Annotated in this window: 21 protein-coding genes and 2 tRNA genes; 19 read left to right on the forward strand and 4 right to left on the reverse strand. The window is 60.2% G+C overall.

All coding sequences use genetic code 11. The annotated features are described in order from the left end of the window. Positions 1-87: 87 nt before the first annotated feature. The 9 genes from VL130_RS10170 to VL130_RS10210 all read left to right on the forward strand — a co-directional run bounded on the left by VL130_RS10170 (position 88) and on the right by VL130_RS10210 (position 9,781). Positions 88-1,347 (forward strand): ectonucleotide pyrophosphatase/phosphodiesterase, encoded by a 1,260-nt coding sequence (locus VL130_RS10170; RefSeq protein ID WP_325362768.1) that lies wholly within the window; start codon positions 88-90, stop codon positions 1,345-1,347. A gap of 88 nt (positions 1,348-1,435) precedes the next feature. Beyond that, positions 1,436-2,716 carry a TCR/Tet family MFS transporter gene (locus VL130_RS10175; protein WP_325362769.1) on the forward strand — a complete coding sequence of 427 codons (1,281 nt, stop codon included), beginning with the start codon at positions 1,436-1,438 and terminating at the stop codon, positions 2,714-2,716. A 93-nt stretch (positions 2,717-2,809) separates the two neighbouring features. Further along, complete coding sequence (locus VL130_RS10180) at positions 2,810-4,234, forward strand: Do family serine endopeptidase (RefSeq protein ID WP_325362770.1); 1,425 nt, start codon at positions 2,810-2,812, stop codon at positions 4,232-4,234. An 83-nt stretch (positions 4,235-4,317) separates the two neighbouring features. Beyond that, the gene (locus tag VL130_RS10185; RefSeq protein WP_325362771.1) at positions 4,318-6,273 is read left to right on the forward strand and encodes a peptidase M61; all 1,956 of its coding nucleotides are present in this window, start codon (positions 4,318-4,320) and stop codon (positions 6,271-6,273) included. A gap of 160 nt (positions 6,274-6,433) precedes the next feature. Continuing rightward, a complete protein-coding gene (locus VL130_RS10190) occupies positions 6,434-6,571 on the forward strand; it encodes a hypothetical protein (protein WP_325362772.1) in 138 nt (45 codons plus the stop codon). Positions 6,572-6,673: 102 nt separating this feature from the next. Then, a complete protein-coding gene (locus VL130_RS10195; protein WP_325362773.1) occupies positions 6,674-7,963 on the forward strand; it encodes a replication-associated recombination protein A in 1,290 nt (429 codons plus the stop codon). A gap of 3 nt (positions 7,964-7,966) precedes the next feature. After that, positions 7,967-8,455 carry a DUF805 domain-containing protein gene (locus VL130_RS10200; RefSeq protein WP_325362774.1) on the forward strand — a complete coding sequence of 163 codons (489 nt, stop codon included), beginning with the start codon at positions 7,967-7,969 and terminating at the stop codon, positions 8,453-8,455. A gap of 36 nt (positions 8,456-8,491) precedes the next feature. Further along, on the forward strand, positions 8,492-9,310 hold the full coding sequence (locus tag VL130_RS10205) for an RluA family pseudouridine synthase (protein ID WP_325362775.1): 819 nt from the start codon (positions 8,492-8,494) through the stop codon (positions 9,308-9,310). 63 nt (positions 9,311-9,373) lie between these two features. After that, a complete protein-coding gene (locus VL130_RS10210; RefSeq protein WP_325362776.1) occupies positions 9,374-9,781 on the forward strand; it encodes a DUF805 domain-containing protein in 408 nt (135 codons plus the stop codon). Between the two features lie 177 nt (positions 9,782-9,958). On the opposite strand, the gene lipB is transcribed toward VL130_RS10210, so the two are convergent. Then, complete coding sequence (gene lipB / locus VL130_RS10215; protein WP_325362777.1) at positions 9,959-10,663, reverse strand: lipoyl(octanoyl) transferase LipB; 705 nt, start codon at positions 10,661-10,663, stop codon at positions 9,959-9,961. Positions 10,664-10,725: 62 nt separating this feature from the next. Here lipB and VL130_RS10220 point away from each other — a divergent pair, with 62 nt between their 5' ends. From VL130_RS10220 to VL130_RS10235, 4 genes are all read left to right on the forward strand, one after another. Next, positions 10,726-11,007, forward strand: coding sequence for a FliM/FliN family flagellar motor switch protein (locus VL130_RS10220; protein ID WP_325362778.1), 282 nt, complete (start codon positions 10,726-10,728; stop codon positions 11,005-11,007). 76 nt (positions 11,008-11,083) lie between these two features. After that, positions 11,084-11,168: transfer RNA gene (locus tag VL130_RS10225), tRNA-Leu, on the forward strand. A gap of 104 nt (positions 11,169-11,272) precedes the next feature. After that, a complete protein-coding gene (mgtE, locus tag VL130_RS10230) occupies positions 11,273-12,766 on the forward strand; it encodes a magnesium transporter (protein WP_325362779.1) in 1,494 nt (497 codons plus the stop codon). Between the two features lie 128 nt (positions 12,767-12,894). Continuing rightward, positions 12,895-14,919, forward strand: a complete 2,025-nt coding sequence (locus VL130_RS10235) for a glycoside hydrolase family protein (RefSeq protein WP_325362780.1) — start codon at positions 12,895-12,897, stop codon at positions 14,917-14,919. On the opposite strand, the gene VL130_RS10240 is transcribed toward VL130_RS10235, so the two are convergent. Then, positions 14,916-16,727 carry a patatin-like phospholipase family protein gene (locus VL130_RS10240; protein WP_325362781.1) on the reverse strand — a complete coding sequence of 604 codons (1,812 nt, stop codon included), beginning with the start codon at positions 16,725-16,727 and terminating at the stop codon, positions 14,916-14,918. The two genes, VL130_RS10235 and VL130_RS10240, sit on opposite strands and share 4 nt — an antisense overlap. A gap of 119 nt (positions 16,728-16,846) precedes the next feature. Between VL130_RS10240 and VL130_RS10245 the strand changes: the two genes are divergently transcribed. Then, positions 16,847-17,236: a DUF1489 domain-containing protein gene (locus VL130_RS10245; RefSeq protein ID WP_325362782.1), complete on the forward strand. Its 390-nt coding sequence runs from the start codon at positions 16,847-16,849 to the stop codon at positions 17,234-17,236. 86 nt (positions 17,237-17,322) lie between these two features. Here VL130_RS10245 and panC read toward each other — a convergent pair whose 3' ends face one another. Beyond that, on the reverse strand, positions 17,323-18,162 hold the full coding sequence (gene panC, locus VL130_RS10250) for a pantoate--beta-alanine ligase (protein WP_325362783.1): 840 nt from the start codon (positions 18,160-18,162) through the stop codon (positions 17,323-17,325). Positions 18,163-18,413: 251 nt separating this feature from the next. Here panC and VL130_RS10255 point away from each other — a divergent pair, with 251 nt between their 5' ends. Together VL130_RS10255 and VL130_RS10260 are read left to right on the forward strand one after the other, a co-directional pair. Next, entirely contained in the window at positions 18,414-19,004 is a 591-nt protein-coding gene (locus VL130_RS10255) for an SPOR domain-containing protein (RefSeq protein ID WP_325362784.1), read from the forward strand. Positions 19,005-19,037: 33 nt separating this feature from the next. Continuing rightward, on the forward strand, positions 19,038-20,666 hold the full coding sequence (locus VL130_RS10260) for a phosphatidylglycerol lysyltransferase domain-containing protein (protein ID WP_325362785.1): 1,629 nt from the start codon (positions 19,038-19,040) through the stop codon (positions 20,664-20,666). 3 nt (positions 20,667-20,669) lie between these two features. On the opposite strand, the gene sfsA is transcribed toward VL130_RS10260, so the two are convergent. Then, on the reverse strand, positions 20,670-21,386 hold the full coding sequence (gene sfsA / locus VL130_RS10265; protein WP_325362786.1) for a DNA/RNA nuclease SfsA: 717 nt from the start codon (positions 21,384-21,386) through the stop codon (positions 20,670-20,672). 15 nt (positions 21,387-21,401) lie between these two features. Between sfsA and VL130_RS10270 the strand changes: the two genes are divergently transcribed. The 3 genes from VL130_RS10270 (at position 21,402) to VL130_RS10280 (ending at position 23,888) form a co-directional block, all read left to right on the forward strand. Further along, on the forward strand, positions 21,402-22,193 hold the full coding sequence (locus VL130_RS10270; protein ID WP_325362787.1) for a competence/damage-inducible protein A: 792 nt from the start codon (positions 21,402-21,404) through the stop codon (positions 22,191-22,193). 14 nt (positions 22,194-22,207) lie between these two features. Beyond that, on the forward strand, positions 22,208-23,653 hold the full coding sequence (locus VL130_RS10275; RefSeq protein WP_325362788.1) for a M20/M25/M40 family metallo-hydrolase: 1,446 nt from the start codon (positions 22,208-22,210) through the stop codon (positions 23,651-23,653). Positions 23,654-23,801: 148 nt separating this feature from the next. Continuing rightward, positions 23,802-23,888 (forward strand) — tRNA-Leu (locus VL130_RS10280). Positions 23,889-23,890: the final 2 nt, after the last annotated feature.

A 23,890-nucleotide genomic window follows, 5' to 3' on the forward strand; every position in this document is an offset into this window, starting at 1 on the left:
AAAGAAGCCCCCGGTCCACGCCGGGGGCTTCTTTTTTGTGTCACGTATGCTGGCTAGGGTAGTCACGATCAGTCGGTGGAGTGCGTGATGTTGCAAAAGCGTTTGAGTGTATTGGCCGCCCTGGCTGTTTTCGGTTTGGCGGCGTGCAGCCATATTCCAGCCAATCCGCCAATCGCCGAAAGCGCCGGCCCGTCAGAGGCGCCCCGGCTTATCCTGATCTCGATTGATGGTTTCCGTGCCGACTATCTCAAGACAGGCATCACGCCCAACTTGCAGGCCCTGGCCGATGGCGGCGCCCGTGCGGCGATGCGGCCATCCTTTCCCAGCCTGACTTTCCCTAATCATTACACGCTGGTCACTGGGTTGCGTCCCGATCATCATGGCATCGTCAACAACACCATGCGCGATCCGCAAAAGCCGGATGTCACCTTCAAGCTGTCTAACAGGGAAGCCGTGGCCGATGAGTTCTGGTGGGACGACGCCAAACCGTTGTGGGTGACGGCACAGGCGCAAGGCGTCAAGGTGGCGACCCTGTTCTGGCCGGGTTCGGAAGCGGTCAATCACGGCACGCGTCCGGCCTACTGGCTGCCTTATGATGAAGCGATGCCGGCGTCTGATCGTGTAAAACAGGTGCTGGACTGGATCGACCTGCCGGCGGCGGATCGCCCCGGCGCCATTACGCTCTATTACTCGACGGTCGATCACCAGGGCCATGATTTCGGTCCCGGCAGCCCGGAGGTTGATGCCGCCCTGCGCGATGTCGATGCCTCGATCGGCCAACTGGTCGATGGCCTCAAGGCGCGCGGTCTTTATGGCAAGGTCAATATCATCGTGGTGGCCGATCATGGCATGGCCAAACACAGGCCGGAGCGCTTTATCCGCCTGGCTGACCTGTTGCCGGCGGATAGCTATGATCTGGTGACGGGCGGACAGGTGGCCGGCCTCAAAGCCAAACCGGGACACGAAACGGAAGTGGACAAGGCCCTGATCGCTACGAAACACGACTATATGCAGTGCTGGCACAAGGCGAAGATCCCGGCGCGCTTCCATTATGGCCATCATCGCCGGGTGCCCGAAATCACCTGCCTGGCCGCTGTCGGCGGCTATATTGTCAGCCAGTCGAAGGATAACTGGATGCCGAAACCGAATGGCGGCAGCCACGGTTACGATCCGGCCGCCCCGGAAATGCAGGCGCTATTCATCGCCAATGGCCCGGCTATTCGCCCTGGCGTGAAACTGCCGGCTTTCGATAATGTCGATGTCTACTCGCTGGAAGCAAAGCTGCTCGGCATCAGGGGCGAACCGAACGATGGCAGCCTGCGCGCTTTGAAGCCGGCGCTCTACTGACAGAAACCGGCAACAGGTCTTATAGAGGCATGTCTGGCAGAACGCGGTAATTTCGCGTACAGACAGGCCATAACAAGAAAGACCGAACATGCCGGAAACGCCCGCTGCCCCTCGCAAAGCCGCCGCTGCTTTTATCCTGGTGACGGTCTTCCTCGACATGCTGTCGATCGGGGTCATCATCCCGGTCCTGCCAAACCTCATCAAGGCTTTCCTCGGCGGTTCGGTCTCCGAGGCCGGACTATGGACAGGGATATTCGGTGCTGCCTGGGGGCTGGCGCAATTCATTTTTTCGCCGATCCAGGGCGGCCTGTCCGATGCTATTGGCCGGCGACCGGTCGTGCTGGCGTCGAACTTCGGCACCGGCGTCGATTTCCTGTTCATGGCGCTGGCGCCGGGATTGTGGTGGCTGCTGATCGGACGGATCATCTCTGGCATGACCTCGGCCAGCATCTCGACTGCCTATGCCTATATGAGCGACGTGACCGCGCCGGAAAAGCGCGCCGGCGTCTATGGCCTGATGGGCGCAGCCTTCGGTGTCGGTTTTGTGGTCGGGCCAAGCCTCGGCGGCATTCTCGGCGGTGGGCTGCACTGGGGAATGATCCAGTTCAACGGCGACCACCACTATCCGTTCTTCTTCGCCGCGGGCTTAAGCCTGTGCAACTTCTTCTACGGCTTGTTCGTCCTGCCGGAATCGCTGCCGAAGGAAAAGCGCAAGCCGTTCAGCTTCCATACGTCCAATCCCCTCGGCGCCTTCAAATTCCTGGCGCGGTCGGCGCAGGTGCTGCGCCTGTCGTTCATGTACTTCCTGCTGATGTTCGGCCAGAGCGTATTCCCGACGACGATGGTGCTCTATGCCGGTTATCGCTTCGGCTGGGGACCGACCGAGGTCGGGCTGATGCTGGCCGTGGTCGGCATCCTGTCGGCGGTGGTTCAGGGCGGCCTGACCGGGGTGATCACCAAATGGATCGGTGAGCGCAAGGCCATGTATATCGGCGTGATCGCCTCCCTGATCGCCTATACCGCCTATGGGTTGGCGCCGAACTGGATGGTTTTTGTCGGCTTTATCTGCATCGGCTGTTTTGGCGGGCTGGCCATGCCCAACATCCAGTCGCTGATGAGCAGCAAGGTCGATCCGAAAGAGCAGGGCACCTTGCAGGGCGCCAATATGAGCCTGACCACCATGGGCAACATCGTCTCGCCGCTAATCTTCGGCTATGTGCTGTCCGTGGTTACCAAACCGGGCGTAGCTACGCTGTGGAGCGGCGCAGCCTTCCTGGTGGCGGCTTTCTGCACGTTGCTATGCCTGTGGCTGGCGACCGGCGTAACGCAATCGCTGAAAATCGAAAAGGCCTATGGCGGCGAGCATTGAGATTATGGCGCAATCTCGTCGCGGTACAGCCTTGATACCGCCGCAATAGTTTTTACATTTAAGGCCTTGAGATCAAAAAGCTGGGATTGCTAAATGAACCTGCGCGCACCTGTTTTAATATCCGCCGCCGCCCTGCTGATGGCCTGTTCGCCATCGCACTCACAGGACGCCCAGAAATACTCCGGCAGCTTCAACGACACCCTGACTCAGCCGTCGAAAGTGCCGGATAGCGCCATCGGCATGAAGGCCTCATTTGCGCCCGTGGTGAAAATGGTCGCGCCGGCCGTGGTCAATGTCTATGCGCGTGGCGTGGTGCGCCAGCAGGTCGATCCGTTCTGGCAGATGTTCGGCGCTGTGCCGCGGCAGCAGGTGCAGCAATCGCTGGGGTCCGGCGTTATCGTGCGCAAGGACGGCATCGTCGTCACCAACAACCACGTTGTGGCCGGCGGGCAGCAGTTCATGGTGGTGCTGAATGACCGCCGTGAATATCCTGCCAAGCTGTTGCTGGCTGATGAGCGCACCGACCTGGCCGTGTTGCAGATCGATTCCAAGGAAAGTTTCCCGACACTCGAAATGGACGACGATCGTAATCTGGAGGTTGGCGATCTGGTACTGGCCATCGGCAACCCCTTCGGCATTGGCCAGACCGTCACCAATGGCATCATCTCGGCGCTCAACCGCACCGAGGTTGGCCCCGGCGGTGGTTCCTATATCCAGACCGACGCCGCCATCAATCCCGGTAATTCCGGCGGCGCGCTGGTCGATATGAATGGCCGCCTGATCGGCGTCAATTCGATGATCGTCTCCGGCTCCGGCTCCTCCGCCGGTGTGGGCTTCGCCATCCCGTCTGCCCTGGTGCGCCGGGTGGTCGAAAGCGCTGCGGGCGGCGCCACCCATCTCCAGCGCCCGTGGCTCGGCGCCAAGGGTGATACAGTGACCAGCGATATCGCCAAGTCGCTTGGTATGGATCGCCCCGAAGGCGTGCTGGTGTCGGACGTCTATGCCGGTGGACCGGCGGATCAGGCCGGGCTGAAAACCGGCGATGTCATCCTGAATATAGATGGCCAGCCGATCAATGATGCCTCGTCCATGCGCTACCGTATCGATCTGATGACGCTTGGCGCATCGGCCAATGTGCAGGGGCTGCGCAATGGCAAGCCTTTCGCGCTTAAAATCAAGGCCCAGGCGCCATCGGCCTCGCCGGCGCGGGATGAACGCACCATCTCTGGCAATAATCCTTTTTCCGGCGCCAAGGTGGTCAATCTGTCGCCTGCCGTGGCCGAAGAGATTGGTGTCGATCCGTTTGACGCGCCAAAAGGGGTGATGGTCTATTCCATCGATTCCTCGCGCAGCTATGCGGCGGGGATCGGTCTGCGTCCGGGCGATATCATCCGGTCGGTCAACGGCAAGGCGATCGCCACCACCGCCGATCTCGACGCCGCCACCAAGGCCGGCGCTCGGCGCTGGCAGATCAGCATCATGCGCAATGGCCAACTGATAACGGCGACGTTTAGCTAGGTAGCTGCCAGGTATCTGGCGTAACCACTTTACAGGCCGCGATTCCCCGCCAATAGTGCCGCCTTCACTTCGGGAGGCGTATGATGTTGAAGGTATCCGGCCTGGCTTTGGCGCTGGCTTTGATGGCGAACGGAGCCGTCGCGCAACAGCCTTTACCGCTGCCCGCGGCGGAAACGCCTGCGCTGCCGGCGCCGCAGGATATCGACTATCCCGGCGCGATACAGCTTCATGTTGATGCCACCGATCTCGACCGGCATATCATCACTATCCGAGAAATTATTCCGGTCAGCAAGGCGGGGCGTCTGACCTTGCTGGTGCCGAAATGGCTTCCGGGCCACCATTCGCCGGGCGACAGCGACCTTACCAAGATCGCCGGTCTGCACATCACGGCCGGTGGAAAAGAGTTGCAGTGGCGGCGTGACGATGTGTCTGTCCATGCCTTCCATGTCGAGGTGCCGGAAGGCGTCAGCGAGGTCACGGCCGATTTCCAGTACCTGGCGCCGGTGCAGGAAAAGGACGGCGTCATCGTTCACACGCGCCATATGCTGGACATGCAGTGGGAGAAAGAAAGTCTTTACCCGGCTGGCTACTTTACCCGCCGCATCCCCATTCAACTGACCCTGACCCTGCCGCAGGGCTGGCAATATGGCTCGGCTCTGGAAACGGAAAAGCGCGAGGGCGATATCGTCACCTTCAAGCCGATTTCCTATGACAATTTCGTAGATTCACCGCTGATCGCGGGGCGGTATTTCAAGCGCTACGATATGGACCCCGGCGCGAAAGTGCCGGTATGGATGGACCTGGTGGCCGATGATCCGAAGGAACTGGAAGTATCGGACGACGTGCTGAAGATACATCGCAAGGTCGTGCAGGAAGCTTACAAACTATTCGGCGGCCAGCACTATGATCATTATAACTGGCTGGTGGCGGTCTCCGATGAGATGGGCGGTATCGGCCTTGAGCATCACCGCTCTTCGGAAATCGGTATCGAACCCGGTTATTTCGCTAATGTCGCCGGCAAGGGTTTCGGCCGCAATATCATCGCCCATGAATATATCCATTCCTGGGACGGCAAGTTCCGCCGTCCGGCCGGGCAATTCAACGCCACCTTTGAAGAACCGATGCGCAACGCGCTTCTGTGGGTTTATGAAGGCGGCACGACCTACTGGACCGATGTGCTGGAAAGCCGCGCCGGCCTCTACAATTTCGACCAGCGCCTGCAAATGCTGGCGGTGACGGCGGCGGGTTATGACATGTTGCCGGCGCGGCAATGGCGTGATTTGCAGGACACGACCTATGATCCGATTATCTCGAACCGCGGCCCGAAATCGTGGCCGACCTGGCAGCGCTCGGAGGACTATTACGCCGAGGGCGGGTTGATCTGGCTGGATGCCGATACCTTGATCCGCGAAAAGACCGGCGGGAAAAAGTCGCTCGATGGTTTCGCGCGCGGATTTTTCGGCGTGGATAATGGTTCGTATTTGCCGGCGCCCTATACCTTCGACGACGTGGTGAAGGCGCTGAATGACGTCTACGGCTACGACTGGGCGACTTTCCTCAATGCCCGCTTGAACCGGACCGGCAAAGGGGCGCCACTCGATGGGCTGGCGCGCGCGGGTTACAGGCTGGTTTATGACGATACGCCGTCGGACTATATCAAGAGCGGGGAAGCCCGGCGCGGCATTAGTTTCGGTTACAGCCTGGGCCTGAGCATCGCCAAGGATGGCACCCTGCGCGATGTGCTGTGGGATGGCCTGGGCTTCAAGGCCGGCCTGACGGCGGGCATGAAGGTGATCGCGGTCAATGACCGCGCCTATGACGGCGGTCGACTGAAGGATCTGATCATCGCCGCGCACAAGCCGGGCAACAGCGACAAGATCACCCTGCTGGTGCAGGCGGGAGACTATTTCCGCACCATCACCTTCGATTATCATGACGGCCTGCGCTATCCGCATCTGGAACGGATTGACGGCACGAAGGATTTGCTCCGGCCGATCTATGGCGGCGACGACAAGCCTGTGAAGAACGCCCGCAAATAGCTGGCGAAAAGTCTTAACGCGCGTTAACCTGTTCCGGAGCGGAGAGTCGGTCTCCGCCGCGGAGGTTCGGGTGTTATTTGCAGGCGCAGGACAGGTTGAGACAACGGCGAGCGCCTATTGGCGCCAGCGCGTTCAAGCCGTTGCGCCCGCGGCTGGCCGCATGACGCGTCAGGCTTTCCCGGAACAACACCATGAGCCGGTGCATGGCCCGGCTGTCTATGTCACTCTGTCACCGGCCGCGCAGGCCCGACTGGATGGCCTGCGCAGAGACCTGGCCGGACAACGGGTAAATCGTTAATTTCGCCTTCCCACGTCGGGAAGGATGTTCTATATTTGTTTCATGTCAAAAGCCCCTGTTGCCGACCTGTTTGGCGCTCCCGAAACCTCATTAAAGAATACAATGCCGCAGGTCGATGAGGCTTCAAAGCCGCTGGCCGACCGTTTGCGGCCGAAAACGCTCGCCGAAGTGGTGGGGCAGGATCATGTGCTGGGGGCGGAAGGGGCGATTGCCCGCGTCATCGAGCGCGGTTTTCTGCCGAGCCTGATCCTGTGGGGACCGCCGGGTGTCGGCAAGACCACGATCGCACGTTTGCTGGCCGAGGCCGCCGGTTATGAATTCCAGCAGATTTCGGCTGTGTTTTCCGGTGTCGCTGATCTGAAAAAGGCCTTCGAGCAGGCGCAGTTCCGCCATTCCCAGGGCGCACGTACCGTCCTGTTCGTCGATGAAATCCATCGTTTCAACCGGGCCCAGCAGGATAGCTTCCTGCCCTATGTCGAAGCCGGCGTGGTGACGCTGATCGGCGCCACCACCGAGAACCCGTCCTTTGAACTGAATGGCGCTTTGCTGTCACGCTGTCAGGTGTTCGTGCTCAAGCGACTGGATGACGCGGCGCTCGATCTGTTGATGGTGCGCGCCGAGGCACATCTGGGCCACGGCCTGCCACTGACGCCGGAAGCGCGCGACACGCTGAAACTGCTGAGCGATGGCGATGGCCGCTATATCCTCAGCCTGATCGAGTCGCTCGATCATATGGGCTTTGATGCCCCGATCGATTCCGACGGCCTGCTGGCGCATCTGCAAAAGCGCCGGCCCAATCACGACAAGGACCGGGAAGGGCACTACAACCTCATTTCGGCCCTGCACAAGTCGGTGCGCGGCTCCGATCCGGACGCGGCGCTGTACTGGCTGGCACGGATGCTCAATGGCGGCGACGACCCGCTATTTATCGCCCGCCGCATGATCCGCATGGCGTCGGAAGATATCGGTAATGCCGATCCGATGTCACTGTTGATGTGCCATGCCGCGCGCGACACCTACGAAGTGCTTGGCTCGCCGGAGGGGGAACTGGCTCTGGCGCAGGCCGTGGTCCATATGGCGTCGGCGCCGAAATCCAACAGCGTCTATACGGCCTTCAAGGCGGCGCAGAAGGCGGCCAAGGAAACCGGCCATCTCGATCCGCCGGCGGTCATCCTCAATGCGCCCACCAGACTGATGAAGGATATCGGCTATGGCGCCGGTTATATCTATGACCCGGACGATCCGGATGGCTTCTCCGGCCAGAACTATTTCCCCGACGGTATGAAACGCCCGAAATTCTACGATCCCAAGGGGGATGGCCACGAGGGCAAGACAAAGCAGCGGCTTGAATTCTTGAGCGAACTTCGGAAACAAAAGCAGAAAAAGGACTGATGAATGTTGCCGAGTGGTTACGCCGTTCCGGATGAATTTCTTTTCTTTATGGCGCTCGTTTATGGATTACCGCCTTTGTTGCTTATGGCCGGATTGGCCTTCAAGAAACCGGGTGCCCCCGGTCAGTTTGGACCTCCGCCCCAGGGAAAATCGATTGCCAGCGCTGTGCTGACAGTCCTGCGCAAAACGCCTGTGTGGCAGGGGCGAGCCACGCGTTCGGAGTTCTGGTGGTATTTTCTGTTTGGCATGACTGTAATTATGGCCTTGGTATCGATTGTCTTGGGGTGGAACAATACAGCCGGTTTGATCGTCTGGTTTATACTCTCCATTCCCGGCTTTGCTGTTGGTACGCGGCGGCTACATGATATTGGCCGTAGTGGATGGTGGCAGGTGTTTGGTGTGACTGGCACCGGCATAATAGTTCTGCTGGTCCTATGGATGCTGCCGTCTGTCCGGCAAGTCGAGGTTTCACAAGCAGACGTTTTCGAATGATTTGACCTTCGCGGTTCATCCGGTTAGGCATCGCCTATGTCCAAGCATTCCCATCATCATCAGAAAGCCCTTGAAAGCGGTCGCAGTCGTCCGCCGCAGAAAAGCAAGAGCGATAATCCGCGCAAGGCGCCAAAAGCCATTCCGGAAGCCGATCAGGCGTGGGTGAAGTCGATGATCGTCTATGAGGACGCCGATATCATGGGTTTCAACAAACCGTCGGGACTTTCCTCGCAGGGTGGTCGCGGCGGCGGCAATAATCTCGACGACATGATGTGGACCTTCGTCAAGCCGAGCGGCCGGCGGCCCATGCTGATCCATCGCCTTGACCGCGATACATCGGGTATACTGCTGGTGGCGAAAACCCAGCCGGCGACTTCGTATCTCGGCAAGGCGATGATCCGCCGCGCCTTCGCCAAGACCTACCTGGCCGTGGTTTCCAATCCGCAAAACCTGCCGGAGTCGGGCGTCATCACCTTTCCGCTTTGCCGTGAAGAGATCGGCCGGGAAGCCTATAGCCGTGTCTGTGCCGCGGATCATCCGGACGCCCAGAGCGCCGAGACGGCCTTCCAGGTATTGGGTCGCACCGATGACGCGGCGCTGGTGCGCTGTGAACCCCATACCGGCCGAATGCACCAGATTCGCGTTCATCTGGCGGAAATGGGTTCGCCGATTGCCGGTGATGTGCGTTATGGCGGGGCGTTGTCACTCGGTGGCGCGGCTGTGACACGGCTTATGCTGCATGCCCTGCGTCTGACCTTTCCGCATCCGGACGGGCGCGGCGAGTTTATGCTCGAAGCAACGGTGCCGGATGATATAGGCAAGCTCTGTCGTGAAATTGGCCTCGACCTGCCTTGAGCCTTTTTGCTTTTCGCCTGTGTTATCATGGTATAAGGGCAGGGAAACGGATTGGAGCCGCCTATGAATTCGAAGATCGACTGGAGCGAACTGTTTTTCTCGTCCACGGGCCGGGCCGGGCAGATGCCTTCGATCATCGCGGCGGCGGTGCTGTTGCTGTTCCTGGCGGTTTATGAGTCGGTGGTGACGGGCGCCTTGTCGTTTCTCAACTGGGTCGTCTATCCGGTCTTGTTCTATTGCGGCGCCTGCGTGCTGTCCAAGCGCCTGCATGACCGTGGCCGCTCCGGCTGGTGGGCGGCGGTGATCCTGCTGGCGGTGGTGATGGTGTGGCCACGTCCGCAGGGCTTTTTCGATTTTATTGCTGTGGTGGTGTTGGCCTGGGCGGTCATCGACCTGTGCGTCATGCCCGGTGAGCGCGGTGATAATCGCTATGGCCGGACATTGTTTCGCCTGACGCCGCGCGAAGGTTAAGGGCGAAAGTTAAGCAAGAACCCCCACCACCACGCCTCAAGCGAGGCGCGGTCCCCCTCCCAACCAGAGGTGGGAAGGTACGAGAAGAGCTACTCAGTTTGTACCTCCCTGGCTTTGCCGGGGGGGGGGGCGCACGAAGACAGCGCTTGCGCTGGCGAGATGTGGTGGTGGGGTTTCTTACTTTTCTTCCACCGGCCCGAAGATCGCTTCGAAGCTCGATTTCAGTGCATAATCCACCTCATCCATCGTCACCGGCAGACCGAGGTCGAGCAGGCTGGTGACGCCATGTTCAGTGATGCCGCACGGCACTATGCCGTCGAAATGTGACAGGTCGGGTTCGACGTTCAGGCTGATGCCGTGGAAGCTGATCCAGCGGCGCAGCTTGATGCCGATGGCGGCGATTTTATCTTCGGTCAGCGGCTCGTAACCCTTGTCCCTGCGCTCAACCCAGACACCGACGCGGCCGTTGCGGATATGTCCCTCGACATTGAAGCGCCATAGTGTAGCGATGATCCACTGTTCCAGCGCTTCCACAAAGGCGCGGACATCCTTGCGTCGCTGATTCAGGTCGAGCATGACATAGACGACGCGCTGGCCGGGACCATGATAGGTATATTGCCCGCCGCGTCCGGCATCGAAAACCTCAAAACGATCCGGCGCGATCAGGTCTTCCTTTTTCGCCGAAACGCCGGCGGTATAGAGCGGCGGATGCTCGACCAGCCAGACCATTTCGCGCGCCTCTCCGGCAGCAATGGCGGCCACACGCGCCTCCATAAAGGCCAGCGCCTCCGGATAAGGGACGGCTGAGGGCGCCACGATCCATTCGGGCGGCGCGCCGTCTTTTTTGGCAAAGGGCGGAGGGTTTAACGTCTCGGAAAGCATGTCGCTTCAATGTGTCATAAGTTGTTAAGAGGCAAGGGCCTAATATAGGGCTTCCCTCTGAGATGTGTGGGTTTAAGGGGCTTTTTTTCGTGTCAAATCAGGTGGGCGCTGTTCCCGTCGAAATTTCGGTTCTGCTCGGGCGTTCGGTTCTGCCGATGGCGCAACTGCTGCGCATGGGCCGGGGCGCGGTGATTCCGCTCGATGCCCACGAGCATGACGAGGTGTGGATTCTGGCCAATAACCATCCGGTGGCGCGCGGCGAAATCCAGATTTTCGAGGAGAAAATCTCGATCGTGGTGACCCGTCAGGCCAATGTTTATGATTTCATGGCGATCGGAAGCTAATATTTTGGGATAGTTGCGATTAAGGGCTTCCCAAAGCGCTCAAGTGTTGCTATCTGCGCCCCTCTCCGGATGGCTTGCGGTCATGGCGGAATTGGTAGACGCGCAGCGTTGAGGTCGCTGTGGGGCAACCCGTGGAAGTTCGAGTCTTCTTGACCGCACCAGCCTTCGCTCAGTGAGCTATATCAGGCCAATACCAGGGCCGGGTAGACGGACGGCAGGTTAAATTTTTGAGGTATGCGCATTCGCATTAAGGGGAGGCTGAGCCATGAGCCAGAAATCCGAAACCCCTCAAAAAGCATCCGACGCCCTGCAAAATGATATGGTCGTTTCTGAGGCGCCCCTGCGTGAAGCAGCGCGTGACCGCGATGCGGACCTCCTGACGCCGGAGCAGATCGAAGATTTCGCCCTAAAGGACGATTACGCCCTTAATCCGCAATATATCTCGTTGGTCATCGACGCCGCCGATCGCGGCGACGGCCTGCGCCTGCGCGAATTGCTCGACGCCCTGCATTACGCCGACATCGCCGACTTGCTCGGCTTCCTGTCGGAAGATTACCGCGAGGAGGTCATCCCGTGGATTCCCTCCGACGCCCTGGCCGATATCCTGCCGGAACTCGATGACGATATCCGCGAGGAAGTCATCGAGAGTATGCACACGGCGGACATCGCCGAGGTGTTGCAGGAACTCGATTCCGATGACGCCGCGGCGGTTTTTGAAGACCTTGAGGAAGACCAGCAAAGGGCTGTTCTGGCCGCCATGCCGGAAAGCGAACGCGAGGCCATCGTCACCTTTATGGCCTACGAAGAGGAATCCGCCGGCCGCCTGATGCAGCGCGAGGTTATGGCCGCGCCGGCGTTCTGGACGGTGGGCCATACCATCGACCATATGCGCGAAAACGGCGATGACCTGCCGGAGCTGTTCTTCGACATCTATGTCATTGACCCCAGCCACAAGCCGGTTGGCGCTGTGCCGGTATCGGTGCTGATGCGCACCAAGCGCGACCTGCCGCTGTCGCAACTCATGGAACCGATTACCGAAATAACGGTCGATCAGGACCAGGAAGAGGTCGCCTATGTCTTCGAAAAATATCACCTGATCTCGGCGCCGGTGGTCGATGCCTCTGGCCGTCTGGTCGGGCAGATCACGGTCGATGATATCGTGAATATCATCCAGGCAGAAAACCGCGAAGATATTCTGGCCCTCGGTGGTGTGTCGGATATCGAAGGCCGCGATACCGGCATCATGGGCATGGTCAAGTCGCGCCTGCCGTGGTTGCTGATTAATCTCGCTACCGCCTTCGCTTCGGTGACGGTGATCAACGCTTTCCAGACCGAGATTGTCAAGATGGTGGTTCTGGCCAGCCTGATGCCGGTGGTGGCCTCGATCGGCGGCAATTTCGGCACCCAGGCCCTGACCGTTTCGGTGCGGGCCTTGTCCGCCCGCGAACTGACGGCCGCCAATGCCACCCGCACCCTGTGGCGCGAAGTGGTCTCCGGCTGGCTGGTGGGCGCGTGCGTGGCGGCGGGCCTTGCGGCGGTGACCTTTATCTTCTGGCATGATCTCAAGCTGGCCGGCGTGATCGCCGGCGCCATACTGATCAACTTCACCATGGCGGCGCTGGCCGGTACACTGATCCCTATGGGCGCGGCGAAAATGGGGGTTGATCCGGCGGGGGCGTCGCCGATCTTCGTGACGCTCGTCACCGATTTTTGTGGCTTTTTCAGTTTCCTCGGCCTGGCGGCCATAATACTCTTGTAATGCTTAAATGGTCTGTGGTTTGCTAGAAAAGGACACAAGGCCCGAAAACTGTCTTGTTTTGGGGCAATCAGGCGTATTGCGCCTGTCGTGTTCGGCCTTGGGGCCAGGTTCAGGGACTGGGATTACGGATGAGAGCGCGTCAAAAAGTTTCCCGCGCGGGGGTCGAACTCATCAAGAGTTTTGAAGGGCTGCGCACCGCCGCTGCCCGTTTGCCCGATGGTCGCTGGACCCTGGGTTACGGCCATACGTTTTCCGCCCGTGAAGGGGCCAAAGTCACCCAGGAAGACGCCGACGCCCTGCTGCGTTTTGACCTGCTTCCGGTGGTGGATTCGATCAATAATCTGATCCTCGTGCCGCTGAACCAGAACCAGTTCGATGCGCTTGTGTCATTCTGCTTCAATATCGGGGCTGAGAATTTCGCTCACTCAACCGTGCTCAAGCGCATCAATGAAGGCCGTTTCGCCGAGGCGGCGCTGGCCATGGATAGCTGGCGCTCGGCTGAATTCAACGGCCAGACCTATGTGCTGGCCCCGCTGATCCGCCGCCGGGCCGCCGAAAAGAACCTGTTCCTGACACCAGAGGAGATCAGTCATCAGGCCGCTATGCTTGGGCGTCCGGTTGAGGATCTGGCGGGCAATGATCAGGTGGCTGAGGCTGCGCCTGACGCCGGCTACATCAATCCGTATGCGTCGGCGGCGAAGCGCCAGGTTATTGATTTGAATGCGCCGCAGGAAGCGGTTGTGGAAAGCTTGCCGCAAGGATTTGCCGCCGCGCAGGAGGCACAAAGACGGCTAGAAGACTCCCGCCGGGCAGAAGTCGAACGTCTTGACGCACAGCGGGAGGCCGAGGCGGCGCGTCTGCGCGAAGAGGCGCGCGTGCAGGAACAGCAACGTCTTGACGTTGAACGTCTTGAGCAGGCCAGACTAGAGCAGGCCAGACTAGAGCAGGCCAAATTAGAGCAGGCACGTATCGAGGCTGAGGCGGCCGAGGCGGCCCGTCTTGTCTCGATCCGTGCTGAAGCTGCCCGCCAGGAACAGATCCGTTTCGAGCAGGCCAGACTTGAGCAGGCCAGACTTGAGCAAGTGCGCATCGAAGCCGAACGCCTGGAGCGCGAGCGCCAGGCCGCCGAGAAGGCGCAGGCCGAACAGGCGCATCTGGAGCAGGTGCAACGCAAGCAGGAAGAGGCCGCGCCCTCTCAGGCGCCCCAGGCCGATGACGAAGCGGAAAAAACGCGTAAGGCCGAAGCGGCCGCTGCCTTGATGCGACTTTATTCACCCTATGGCGGCGGCAATCTCGGTCGCCCGCTGGGGGGGACTTTAAGCCGGAAAGCCGTGCCCGAACCGCAGCCAGCGCCTCCGGAAAATACCGTCTCGACGCCATCGCCCATAGCGCAGTCTGATCTCGAATTTACCAATCACAGCGTCATTTCACCTTCCACTGTCGAATCGACGCCGTTTGAGATTTCCTCGCGTGCGGAAGCCCTATCGCCAGAACCAGAACCCGAAACGGTCGTTGATTTCAGCCCGACCGGTTCGGCCTCGACCATGCCGGCGCCGGTGATCACGGCGCTGAACCCTTACGCGAAGCCAATCCCGGCGGCTACAATGGCTGCGGCGGAGACAGAGGCGCTCGTCGAAGTGCCGCGTCCCGCACCGGTCGATTTCTCTGCCCCCTCCAATGCGCCGATCGCGGCCGAAATCAGCGGCCTGCATTGGCGCGACCAACTCCAGCGTCCGCTACCGCAAGATTATCAAGCGCCACAAGCCGCCCGGCCTGAGCCGGAACAGCCTTTCCTGCGCGCCGGCCCGTCATCGAACTTCCAGACCGCGACCTATGAGGACGACAACGACACGTGGATGACGAATGGTGACCGCATCGCCCTGTCTTCGGAAAACACCGAAGAGGAACACGACAGCCTGTGGCAGATGATCGTCAAGACCCTATGGTGGATCATTATTAGCGCTATCGGACTGGGGTGTCTTGGCATCGCCACCGGCGCGTGGTGGCAGGCGACACATGATCAGACGGTGATCCGCAATGGCATGGTCGACAGCTATACCTTTATTTCCATTGGTACGGCTGCGCTCGGCATCCTGTTCGTGTCGATTTCGGTCTGGCTGATCATGAAGCGGCTGGGTGGTCTTAAAGACTAGGTTCGGCCCAACCTGTCCGGTGGTTCGACCGCGGTCGCCATATAGCTGTCGTCAGGCGTGAAGGCTGGAATGTTCGGATGGACGCTCTTGCCCATCTTGCGCAGGGTCGTCACCGGCGAATCGAGCTGGGCCAGGGTCGCCACTGTCGTCTGGTAACCGCTCTCCACCGCCTTGTCATAGGCCTTCCAGTCACGGATCTCGACACCTTCCGGCTCCGGAATGATCAAAAGATCCGTGGCCGCGCGTGACAGCGCCAGGTCGGCGGCGGTGGTGATGGTGGCCGAGCGCATCATGACTGAGACGATCGGCGGTCCGCGCCGCCATTCGCCCCGTGCGAACCATGAAGTCAGGCTTTTCGGCATACTCAGCGCCCGCGGATCAAGCCCACGCGCCCGCGTTACATCGACGCCGATGACGGTGCCGAGGTGGGTATTGCGCATCATGGTGGCCGGGAAGGAGCGCATCACCGCGCCATCGACCAGCACCTGGCCATCCTCCACCACCGGGGGCAGGACGCCGGGCAGGGAGATAGACGCCCGCAACGCCTGACGCAACACACCGGTCTTGTGGACCTTGAGCACACCGGTCGTCAGGTTGGACGACAGGCAGAAATAGGGGATCGGCATATCCTCGATCTGGATGTCGCCGAAATGCTTTTCCAGCCGCTTGTCGACCTTGGCGCCGGAAACCATCGAGATGAACGGCATGACCACATCATCGAGCGGCGATGTATTCACGAAGGCGTCGCGGATGCGCCAGTCGATCTCGGCCTCGTCCCAACCGAGCGCCAGACTGGCGGCGAGGATCGCCCCCATAGAGGAGCCGCAGACGAAATCGATCGGAATGTGGGCTTCGCGCAGGGCCTGGATAGCGCCGATTTCGGCGAAGGCGCGCGCCCCGCCACCGGAAAAGACAACACCGACGCTGTGACCGGTAACGATACGCGCCAGCCGGGCGGCGTCATTGACATTATCAGGATGGGTATGAAACCAGCGAGTCGGCTCGATGACATCGAGCCAGGCCTTTGTGCGGCCTGGGATGTGGGGCCTGATACTATCCGGATACATCAGCACCAGGTCGGGCGCGCGGTGAAGGAGCGATTTTTCCCAGCCACTGGCAATGGCGTCGGGCGGGCGCTCGGCATTGGCCAGCAGGAAGACGTGATCGACCTGGCGGGCGCTCAGCAGCCGCCAGTGGCTTTCGTGGCATTCGGCGACATGCAGCACATAGTCGTTTTCGGCCTCTATCCGGGTAAAGGCTTCCGGCGAGGTGCCGTGGAAGGTCTTGTCGATGACGGCGACCTTATAACCCAGCGCCCGCACCTGCACCGCCACGCGATCGACCAGCGGACGGATCGGCTGGTCGCAGATGGCGTAAAAGGCGAAGACGTTGGGCGTGACATTGGGCACTTCGCGCTTGGCGCGCTCGATCATCTTCTTGGCCAGGGCGAGGGTCAGTTCCGGGCGTGATTCCATGGCGGCGAAGAAGGCGTCACGCGGCATGGCCAGCAGATCGGAATCGCGCAGGGCCATGACGGTCGAGGTGTGCGAGGTGCCGGCGATCAACGACATTTCACCGACGGGTTCGCCGGGGCGGATAATGCCGATCAGGGACAGCTCGTCGTGGTCCTCGTCATGACGGAACGCGCCGAGGCGTCCGGAACTCAGCAGATAGAGGTGATCCGATTCATCGCCGGCGCTGAACAGGCGCGAGCCGCCGGGCAGGGAGATCAGGCTGGCGCTCTGGCCCAGGGCCGTGCCGAACAGGCTTTCCAATGTCGCTTGCAGGGAGGGGGTGTCTTTAGCCATACCTTTTATGCGAAACCGCTTCCTCATGACACAAAAGCACACTTTTGATATAGAAGTGCGCCTGATTTGCTTCTAAATATTTAAGCTTCTTTTTTAACGCTGTTAAGGCCTCAGTCCGTTTGAGTGATATTCATCTGGTAAAATTATGCGTTGGGGCGGACAGCCTCGATGACCTGCTGCGCTGGGAAAAGGCGCGCGGGGAGATTTCCTACATCCATACGCGCAATCGCCCGACGCGCTGGGAAGAACTGCTCGATGGCGGTTCGCTCTACTGGGTGATCAAGGGCGTGATCCTGTGCCGGCGCGAAATCGCTTCATTCGACGAAGAGGCCGATCACTGGCGGGTCGGCCTGCGGACGAAGAATATTCTGACCGAGGCCCAGCCGCGCCGCGCCTTCCAGGGCTGGCGTTACCTCAAGCCGGAAGACGCGCCGCGCGATATTATCGAAGGTGAGACCGACCTGCCGCCGGACATGATGAAGGCGCTGAAGGAGGCGGGCGTTTGGTGATTCTCCATTTGCATAAGATTGCAAATGGCAAGGCCAAAGGCCGTCGCGCCCGTTTGTGCGTCGAGCCATGCGGCGATTGAGCTAAATCAAGCTTGAATATTATCGATCAAACGAGTCTTGCCGAGCCATAGGGCGGCGAGCAGGCGGCGGGATTGGGTCTCTGGCGTGATGTCGCCCAGCGTATCGGCATCGCGCAGGGCGATATAGTCGATCTGGCCGAAACCGGCGCCTTGCAGATCGGTTTTCGCCTGTTCGATATCGGCACCATCGCGGATGGCCTCAAGCGCCTGGTGCAGCTTCGGCGCTATGGCGCGTTCTTCAGGCGTCAGATAGGCATTGCGCGAGGAGAGGGCGAGGCCGTCGGCTTCACGCACGGTCGGCATCCCCACAACGTCTATCCCCATGTCGAAATCGCGCACCAGGGCGCGAACGACGGCCAGTTGCTGGAAATCCTTCTCGCCGAAGACCGCCACATCCGGACGTACCTGGTTGAACAGCTTCGACACCACGGTGGCGACGCCGGAGAAGAACTGCGGGCGGAAGTTGGTTTCCAGGCCCAGCGCCGGACCGTTCATCTCGATGCGGCTGACGAAAGTTTTCGGATAGAGCACATCGACGGTCGGCAGATAGACAAGATCGCAGCCGACGCTTTGCAGGCGGGCGATATCACCGGCCTCATCGCGCGGGTAACGGTCGAGGTCCTCGGTCGGGGCGAATTGCAGCGGATTCACGAAGATCGACACCACCACCTTGTCGCACAACGATTTGGCGTGGCGGACCAGCGCCAGATGACCGTCGTGCAGGGCGCCCATTGTAGGGACGAAACCGACAGTGGCCCCGCCGGCGCGCAAGGCGACAAGCTCAGCCTTCAGGGCGGGCAGGGTGCGGACGCGGGCGGTTTCAAAGGGGTGGGCGGTATCCGGCATAAGCGCTTTCCGAAAAGTGTAATGTACCGCGCCGGCGATCCGGTTTTCGGACTAAAAAGCGCGTAAACTAAAAAGATTAGAGCGTTTCAGATATGGTGATCAGATAAGAAACGCTCTAATCAACTGTCCGTTATTAACCATGTTCGCTAACCCTATTTTTGCGGGTCTGGTGCATAATCGGCCTTATGACCGATCTTGCCCCCCTTCGTAAAGTCTTCATTTTGTGCGCTGCGGCGACGCTGGCGCTTAGCATGTCTTTGGGTCTGACCGCCTGCGATAATCAGAACCTCAAGGAATCCCTTGCCAGGATCAAGGAAATCCCCGTCGATGACAACGGTAAGCCGGCCGATCATGCAGATGCGAAAAGCCTCAATAGGGAAGACGTCGAACTGGTCGTCAATACGGCCAAGGAACTGACGGTCGGCAAGGGCGGCCTGCTGCGCGATGGCGACGGCCCGATTGCCCGTCCGAAATTCAAGATCGCCATTGTCGATCCGCTCAAGATGCCGACGGAAGTCAATGCGCCGCTCAAGACGGGCGTTGTAAATGCGGCCCCAGCTCCGGCAGCGATACCGGTGGCGACGACCATTACCCCCCGTAGCGATCGCCTGATCCAGGTCGGCTCATTCGGCTCGACCGATGCCGCGCAAAATGCCTGGCTGGGCTTGCAGGCCCGCTATCCCGGCGTCGAGCAGTACCATCCGGTCTATCAGAAAATCACCACCGCCGCCGGCAAGCCGATGGTGCGATTGAAGGTCGGCCCGGTCACTGGCGACGATCAGGCGCAGTCGCTATGCCTGCAACTGGATATCCGCGACAACTGGTGCAGCAAGTCCAGCTAGACCGCATCACCGAACTGTGGTGAATAGCCACATATGACGGCTAGGGTTAATCTCAATCATATTCTGTTCGATTTCGCCACGCGGATGATCCCGGCGGCGTTTGCGACCGTAATGTTCGCGGCCGGCACCCTGCTGCTGCTGTCGATCCTGACGCCTATCGATCCCGCTGTCATGCCGATGGTGCAGAAGTGGCTGCCCCTGGGTCTGGTTGAATTCTCGCATATTATTGGTCTTGTCATCGGGGTCATGATGATCTTCCTGGCGCGCGCGCTGTGGGAGCGCATCGAGACGGCGTGGTATATGGCGCTGATGCTTTTTTGTGCAGGCGCCGTGTTCTCGCTGACCCGTGAGCTGGCCCTGATCAACGCCGTATTGCTGACCATCTGCGCCCTGCTGCTGATTCCGTGCAAGAGCGCCTTCAACCGCCGGTCAAACCTGTTCAGCCTGTCGATCAACCCGTTATGGGGCCTGGTCAGTCTGTTCACCCTGGGCCTGGTCGTTTGGGGGGGCTTCTATGTCTACAAGCATCACCCGTACGCCCATTCGATGTGGGTCGATTTCTCCTATCGCGCCAATACCTCGCGCTTCCTGCGCGGCGTCGTCGTCATTATCGTCACCATCACCCTGATCACGCTTTACCGCCTGTTCGGCATCGCGCGTCAGACGCCGCCAATGCCGGATGTAGAGGATATGGAACCACTGAAAGCGGTTGTTTCCGGTGCGTCTAATCCCCAGGCCTGGCTGGCTCTGTTGCGTGACAAGCAGATACTATGGAATGACGCCCGCACCGCCTTCATCATGTATGGCGTATCCGGCAATCAGTGGGTGGTGATGGGCGAACCTGCCGGCCCGCAGGCAGAAGCGACGGCGCTTTGCTGGGCGTTAAAGGAAATGGCCGCTATGGCCAATGCCCGCCTCAGCTTCTACCAGGTCAGCCCGGCGCTGCTGCCGCTCGTGCTCGACCTTGGCCTGTGGCCCTATAAAATCGGCGAGGAGGCCCTGGTCGATGTCCGTTGCTTCGATCTGGCTGGCAAGAAGGGCTATGGCTTTCGTCAGACTCTCAAGCGCTTCGAGGGACTGAAGGCCACCTTCGAGGTCATCGCGCCGGCAGATCTGGAGCCGCATATGCCGCGGCTGAAAGCGGTCTCTGACGCCTGGCTGAAAACCAAATCGGCCAGGGAAAAAAGCTATTCGCTCGGCTCCTTCAAGGCCGATTACATGCGCCTGACGCCGGTGGCGGTGGTGCGGCTCGACGGCGAGATCATGGCCTTCGCCAACCTGTGGCCAACGCAAGATAAGGCGCTGCTGACGCTCGACCTGATGCGCTACGATCCGGCCTCACCGCCGAGCATCATGGAATATCTGTTCCTGCAACTGATCGCCTACAGCCGCGAACAGGGCTATGGTCATTTCTCGCTCGGCATGGCGCCGCTGGCCGGGCTGGAGGCCAAGCCCCTCAGCCGGGCCTGGTACAAGATCGCTTCGGTCATCTATCAGTTCGGCGGCGATTTTTACAATTTCGAGGGCCTGCGCGCCTACAAGGAAAAGTTCAAGCCGGACTGGCAGCCGCGCTATTTCGCCGTGCCCGGCCAGGAAGCCGCCTTGATGCCGGCCCTGCTGGCGGTGGTGGCACTCGGTTCCAAGCGGCCTAAAAAGGCGTAGATATCAGGCGATTTCCAGAACATGAGCCAGTCGCAGACCTTCCATTGAAAAACCAAAACTGACGGCGATAAATTCCACGCCGGCTTCGCGGGCGGCGTCATAGGCGCGGCCGAAGCCCGGATCGCAGTCGCGGGCGATATCGAAACGCTGGCAATCATCGCGCTGGACGCAGAAAACCACCACGGCGCGGTAGCCGACCCTCACCATCTCGATCAGTTCGTACAAATGCTTGGCGCCGCGTTCCGTCACGCAATCGGGAAACTCCGCCAGACCTTTTTGACGTGAGAAATGGACGTTCTTGATCTCGATATAGGCGTCGGCAAAGAAGGTGTGACCGCTGGCGTATAGGTCGATGCGCGAATTATGACCGTATTTTTTCTCCAGCTGGATCGCGCCGTAGCCCGTCAGTTCCGGCAGCAGATCCTGTGCAATGGCCTTATGGATCAGGCGGTTGGGCCATTGGGTATTGACGCCGACCCAGATGCCGTTTTCTTCCAGCGCTTCCAGCCGGTATTGCAGCTTCCTTTTCGGATCGTTGAAGTGCGTCACCAGGGCCGGCGTGCCGGAATCGAGCAGGCCCGGCATCTTGCCGGGGTTGGGACAGTGTGCTGTAATGGTTTCCCCGGTATCCAGTTCGATATCGGCGAAGAATCGCTTGTATCTGGTGACGAGCCGCCCTTTTATGAGGCCGCTAAAGCCGATAAGCGAGTCTGATACCACAGGAGTCCTTTCCTCATGACGACCAATCCAACCGCCGCTATCGTGATTATCGGTGATGAGATCCTGTCGGGGCGTACCACCGACAGCAATATCAACACAATCGCCAAATTCCTCGGCGCGCTCGGTATCGACCTGTGCGAAGTGCGCGTAGTCCATGACGATGAAGCGCAGATCGTCGCTACGGTCAACGCGGTGCGCAATACCTATGAATATGTCTTCACCACTGGCGGTATCGGCCCGACGCACGACGACATCACCGCCGACTGCATGGCGAAGGCCTTTGGCGTCGATATCAGCGAACATCCGGCGGCGCTGAAGCTGCTGACGGATCGGTCGGTCGTTATGGGCTGGACGCTCAACGAGAACAGCCGCCGCATGGCGCGCATTCCGCATGGCGCCGACCTCATCAAAAATCCGGTTTCAGCGGCACCCGGTTTCCAGATTGGCAATGTCTTCGTCATGGCCGGGGTGCCCAAGATCATGGAGGCCATGCTGGAAGACGTGGCGCCGCGTCTGCGCACCGGCGCCCGTGTGCTGTCACGTACGGTCAAGCTGTCCTATGTCGGGGAAAGCGCCGCGGCCGACGCGCTGCGCGAGATCAACGGGCGTTATCCCGACCTGTCGCTGGGCAGTTATCCTTACGGCCTGTCGCTCAATGGTGAATTCGGCACCCAACTGGTCGTGCGAGGACGGGATGCCGGGCAGGTCGATGCTGCCACGAACGAGCTAAAGGCCGCTTTAGTCTCTGTCGTTGAGGCCGGTAAGGCGCGCAACGCCCTGGCCAGTTTTGAAGAAATAACCGCGTAGTCTGAGGAATAATCATGAAATTTGCCGCTACGGGCCTTGCTGCCGTGCTCGCCCTGACTGCCGTGCCTGTTATGGCGAAACCAAAGCCGGCCCCTGTGGCGGCGGCCATGCCGGTGGAAGACCAGGCCGCGGCCTTGCGTGATGACGCGCTGAAATCCAATGTCGCCTATGACTTCCTTTCCGAACTGACGACGCGCTTCGGGCCGCGCCCGGCCGGCAGTGACCGCGAGAGGCAGGCGGCCGAATGGTCGGCGACGCAATTGAAAGCGCTGGGCTTCCAGAACGTCCATATCGAAACCTTCCCGCTGCATGTCTGGGCGCGCGGCGGCCCGGAAACCATCGCCATTACCGGTGAATTTGCCCAGCCGCTGGTCGGCGTGTCGCTCGGTGGCTCGACCGCTGGTTCGGTCGAAGGCGAGGCGGTGATGTATGATACCTGGCAGGCATTTCTCGATTCCAAGGCCGACGTAACCGGCAAGATTGTTGTCATCCTTCAGTCGATGGCCAAGGCCAGCAATGGCTCCGGCTATGGCCGCATGTCGGGCACGGTGCGTGCCAAGGGGCCGGTCGAGGCGCAGAAGCGGGGTGCAGTTGGGTTCGTCATGCGGTCATTGAGCACGGATGGGGATCGTTTCGCCCACGCCGGCGCTTCCATATGGTCAGATGGCAAGGGCATCCCTGCTATGGCGATCAGCGCGCCGGACGCCTCGCAGCTCGGCCGTATCGAGGCCTTGCAGAAGGCGGGAAAGGCCGGGCCGCTCCGCCTGCAAATGACGACTACAGGGCAGTTCCTCGGTCTCAGGACCTCCCAGAACGTGGTGGCCGATCTCGTTGGGACGGAAAAGCCGGAGGAGGTCATCGTCGTCGGCGGCCATCTCGATAGCTGGGACCAGGGCACCGGCGCTATCGATGACGGCGCGGGCATCGCCATCACCATGGCAGCGGCAAAGGTGATGATCGATCACAATTTCAAGCCAAAGCGCACCATCCGTGTCGTCTTCTGGGGGTCTGAAGAGGTGTCGCAACCGGCCGGCGATACGACGGAAACCGGCGGCGGCGCCTTCCGTGAGGCGCACAAGTCCGAGTTGGCCAATTATGTCGCCCACGCCGAATCCGATTTCGGTGCGGACAAGATCAATAATTTCTCACTGTCGCCGACCGATGATGCCGCCTTTGTCACCAAACTCGGCAACCTGCTCTATCCGCTCGGTATCTATAACGACGCCAAGGCGACGCCGGAAGGCGGCGAGGATTCCGGCGCCATGAACGGTTTCGTGCCGGCCTTCGACCTCAATCAGGATGGTTATCGTTACTTCGATACCCACCATACGCCCAATGACACGCTGGATCGGGTCGATCCGCAGCAGCTAAACCAGAACGTCGCCGCCTGGACGGCCACCCTGTGGCTGATGGCCAATACGGATATCCGCTTCAAACTGCCGCTAAAGGACGAGAAGTAGGGGACATCTTGTACCTCCCCACCTCTGGTGGGGAGTGGGACCGCCGGCCTCTGGCCGGTGGTGGTGGGGTTTCTTGCTTTCTTGAGCTTCTGCGTCTTTACGACTCCTTCCATTTCAGGCAGAAGCATCCCCCTGCCTGCCTGGACATGCGGCCATGGCGAAATTGGTAGACGCAGCAGACTTAAAATCTGCCAGGAGCAATCCTATGCCGGTTCGACCCCGGCTGGCCGCACCAGG

This window comes from Asticcacaulis sp., from assembly GCF_035497195.1.
In the GTDB taxonomy this organism is placed as follows: Bacteria; Pseudomonadota; Alphaproteobacteria; order Caulobacterales; family Caulobacteraceae; genus Asticcacaulis.

Coding starts and splice junctions, on each gene's coding strand:
- VL130_RS10170 (WP_325362768.1), top strand. CDS start 88: ATGTTGCAAAAGCGTTTGAGTGTATTGGCCGCCCTGGCTGTTTTCGGT.
- VL130_RS10175 (WP_325362769.1), top strand. CDS start 1,436: ATGCCGGAAACGCCCGCTGCCCCTCGCAAAGCCGCCGCTGCTTTTATC.
- VL130_RS10180 (WP_325362770.1), top strand. CDS start 2,810: ATGAACCTGCGCGCACCTGTTTTAATATCCGCCGCCGCCCTGCTGATG.
- VL130_RS10185 (WP_325362771.1), top strand. CDS start 4,318: ATGTTGAAGGTATCCGGCCTGGCTTTGGCGCTGGCTTTGATGGCGAAC.
- VL130_RS10190 (WP_325362772.1), top strand. CDS start 6,434: ATGACGCGTCAGGCTTTCCCGGAACAACACCATGAGCCGGTGCATGGC.
- VL130_RS10195 (WP_325362773.1), top strand. CDS start 6,674: ATGCCGCAGGTCGATGAGGCTTCAAAGCCGCTGGCCGACCGTTTGCGG.
- VL130_RS10200 (WP_325362774.1), top strand. CDS start 7,967: ATGTTGCCGAGTGGTTACGCCGTTCCGGATGAATTTCTTTTCTTTATG.
- VL130_RS10205 (WP_325362775.1), top strand. CDS start 8,492: ATGTCCAAGCATTCCCATCATCATCAGAAAGCCCTTGAAAGCGGTCGC.
- VL130_RS10210 (WP_325362776.1), top strand. CDS start 9,374: ATGAATTCGAAGATCGACTGGAGCGAACTGTTTTTCTCGTCCACGGGC.
- lipB (WP_325362777.1), bottom strand. CDS start 10,663: ATGCTTTCCGAGACGTTAAACCCTCCGCCCTTTGCCAAAAAAGACGGC.
- VL130_RS10220 (WP_325362778.1), top strand. CDS start 10,726: ATGTGTGGGTTTAAGGGGCTTTTTTTCGTGTCAAATCAGGTGGGCGCT.
- mgtE (WP_325362779.1), top strand. CDS start 11,273: ATGAGCCAGAAATCCGAAACCCCTCAAAAAGCATCCGACGCCCTGCAA.
- VL130_RS10235 (WP_325362780.1), top strand. CDS start 12,895: ATGAGAGCGCGTCAAAAAGTTTCCCGCGCGGGGGTCGAACTCATCAAG.
- VL130_RS10240 (WP_325362781.1), bottom strand. CDS start 16,727: ATGGCTAAAGACACCCCCTCCCTGCAAGCGACATTGGAAAGCCTGTTC.
- panC (WP_325362783.1), bottom strand. CDS start 18,162: ATGCCGGATACCGCCCACCCCTTTGAAACCGCCCGCGTCCGCACCCTG.
- VL130_RS10255 (WP_325362784.1), top strand. CDS start 18,414: ATGTCTTTGGGTCTGACCGCCTGCGATAATCAGAACCTCAAGGAATCC.
- VL130_RS10260 (WP_325362785.1), top strand. CDS start 19,038: ATGACGGCTAGGGTTAATCTCAATCATATTCTGTTCGATTTCGCCACG.
- VL130_RS10270 (WP_325362787.1), top strand. CDS start 21,402: ATGACGACCAATCCAACCGCCGCTATCGTGATTATCGGTGATGAGATC.
- VL130_RS10275 (WP_325362788.1), top strand. CDS start 22,208: ATGAAATTTGCCGCTACGGGCCTTGCTGCCGTGCTCGCCCTGACTGCC.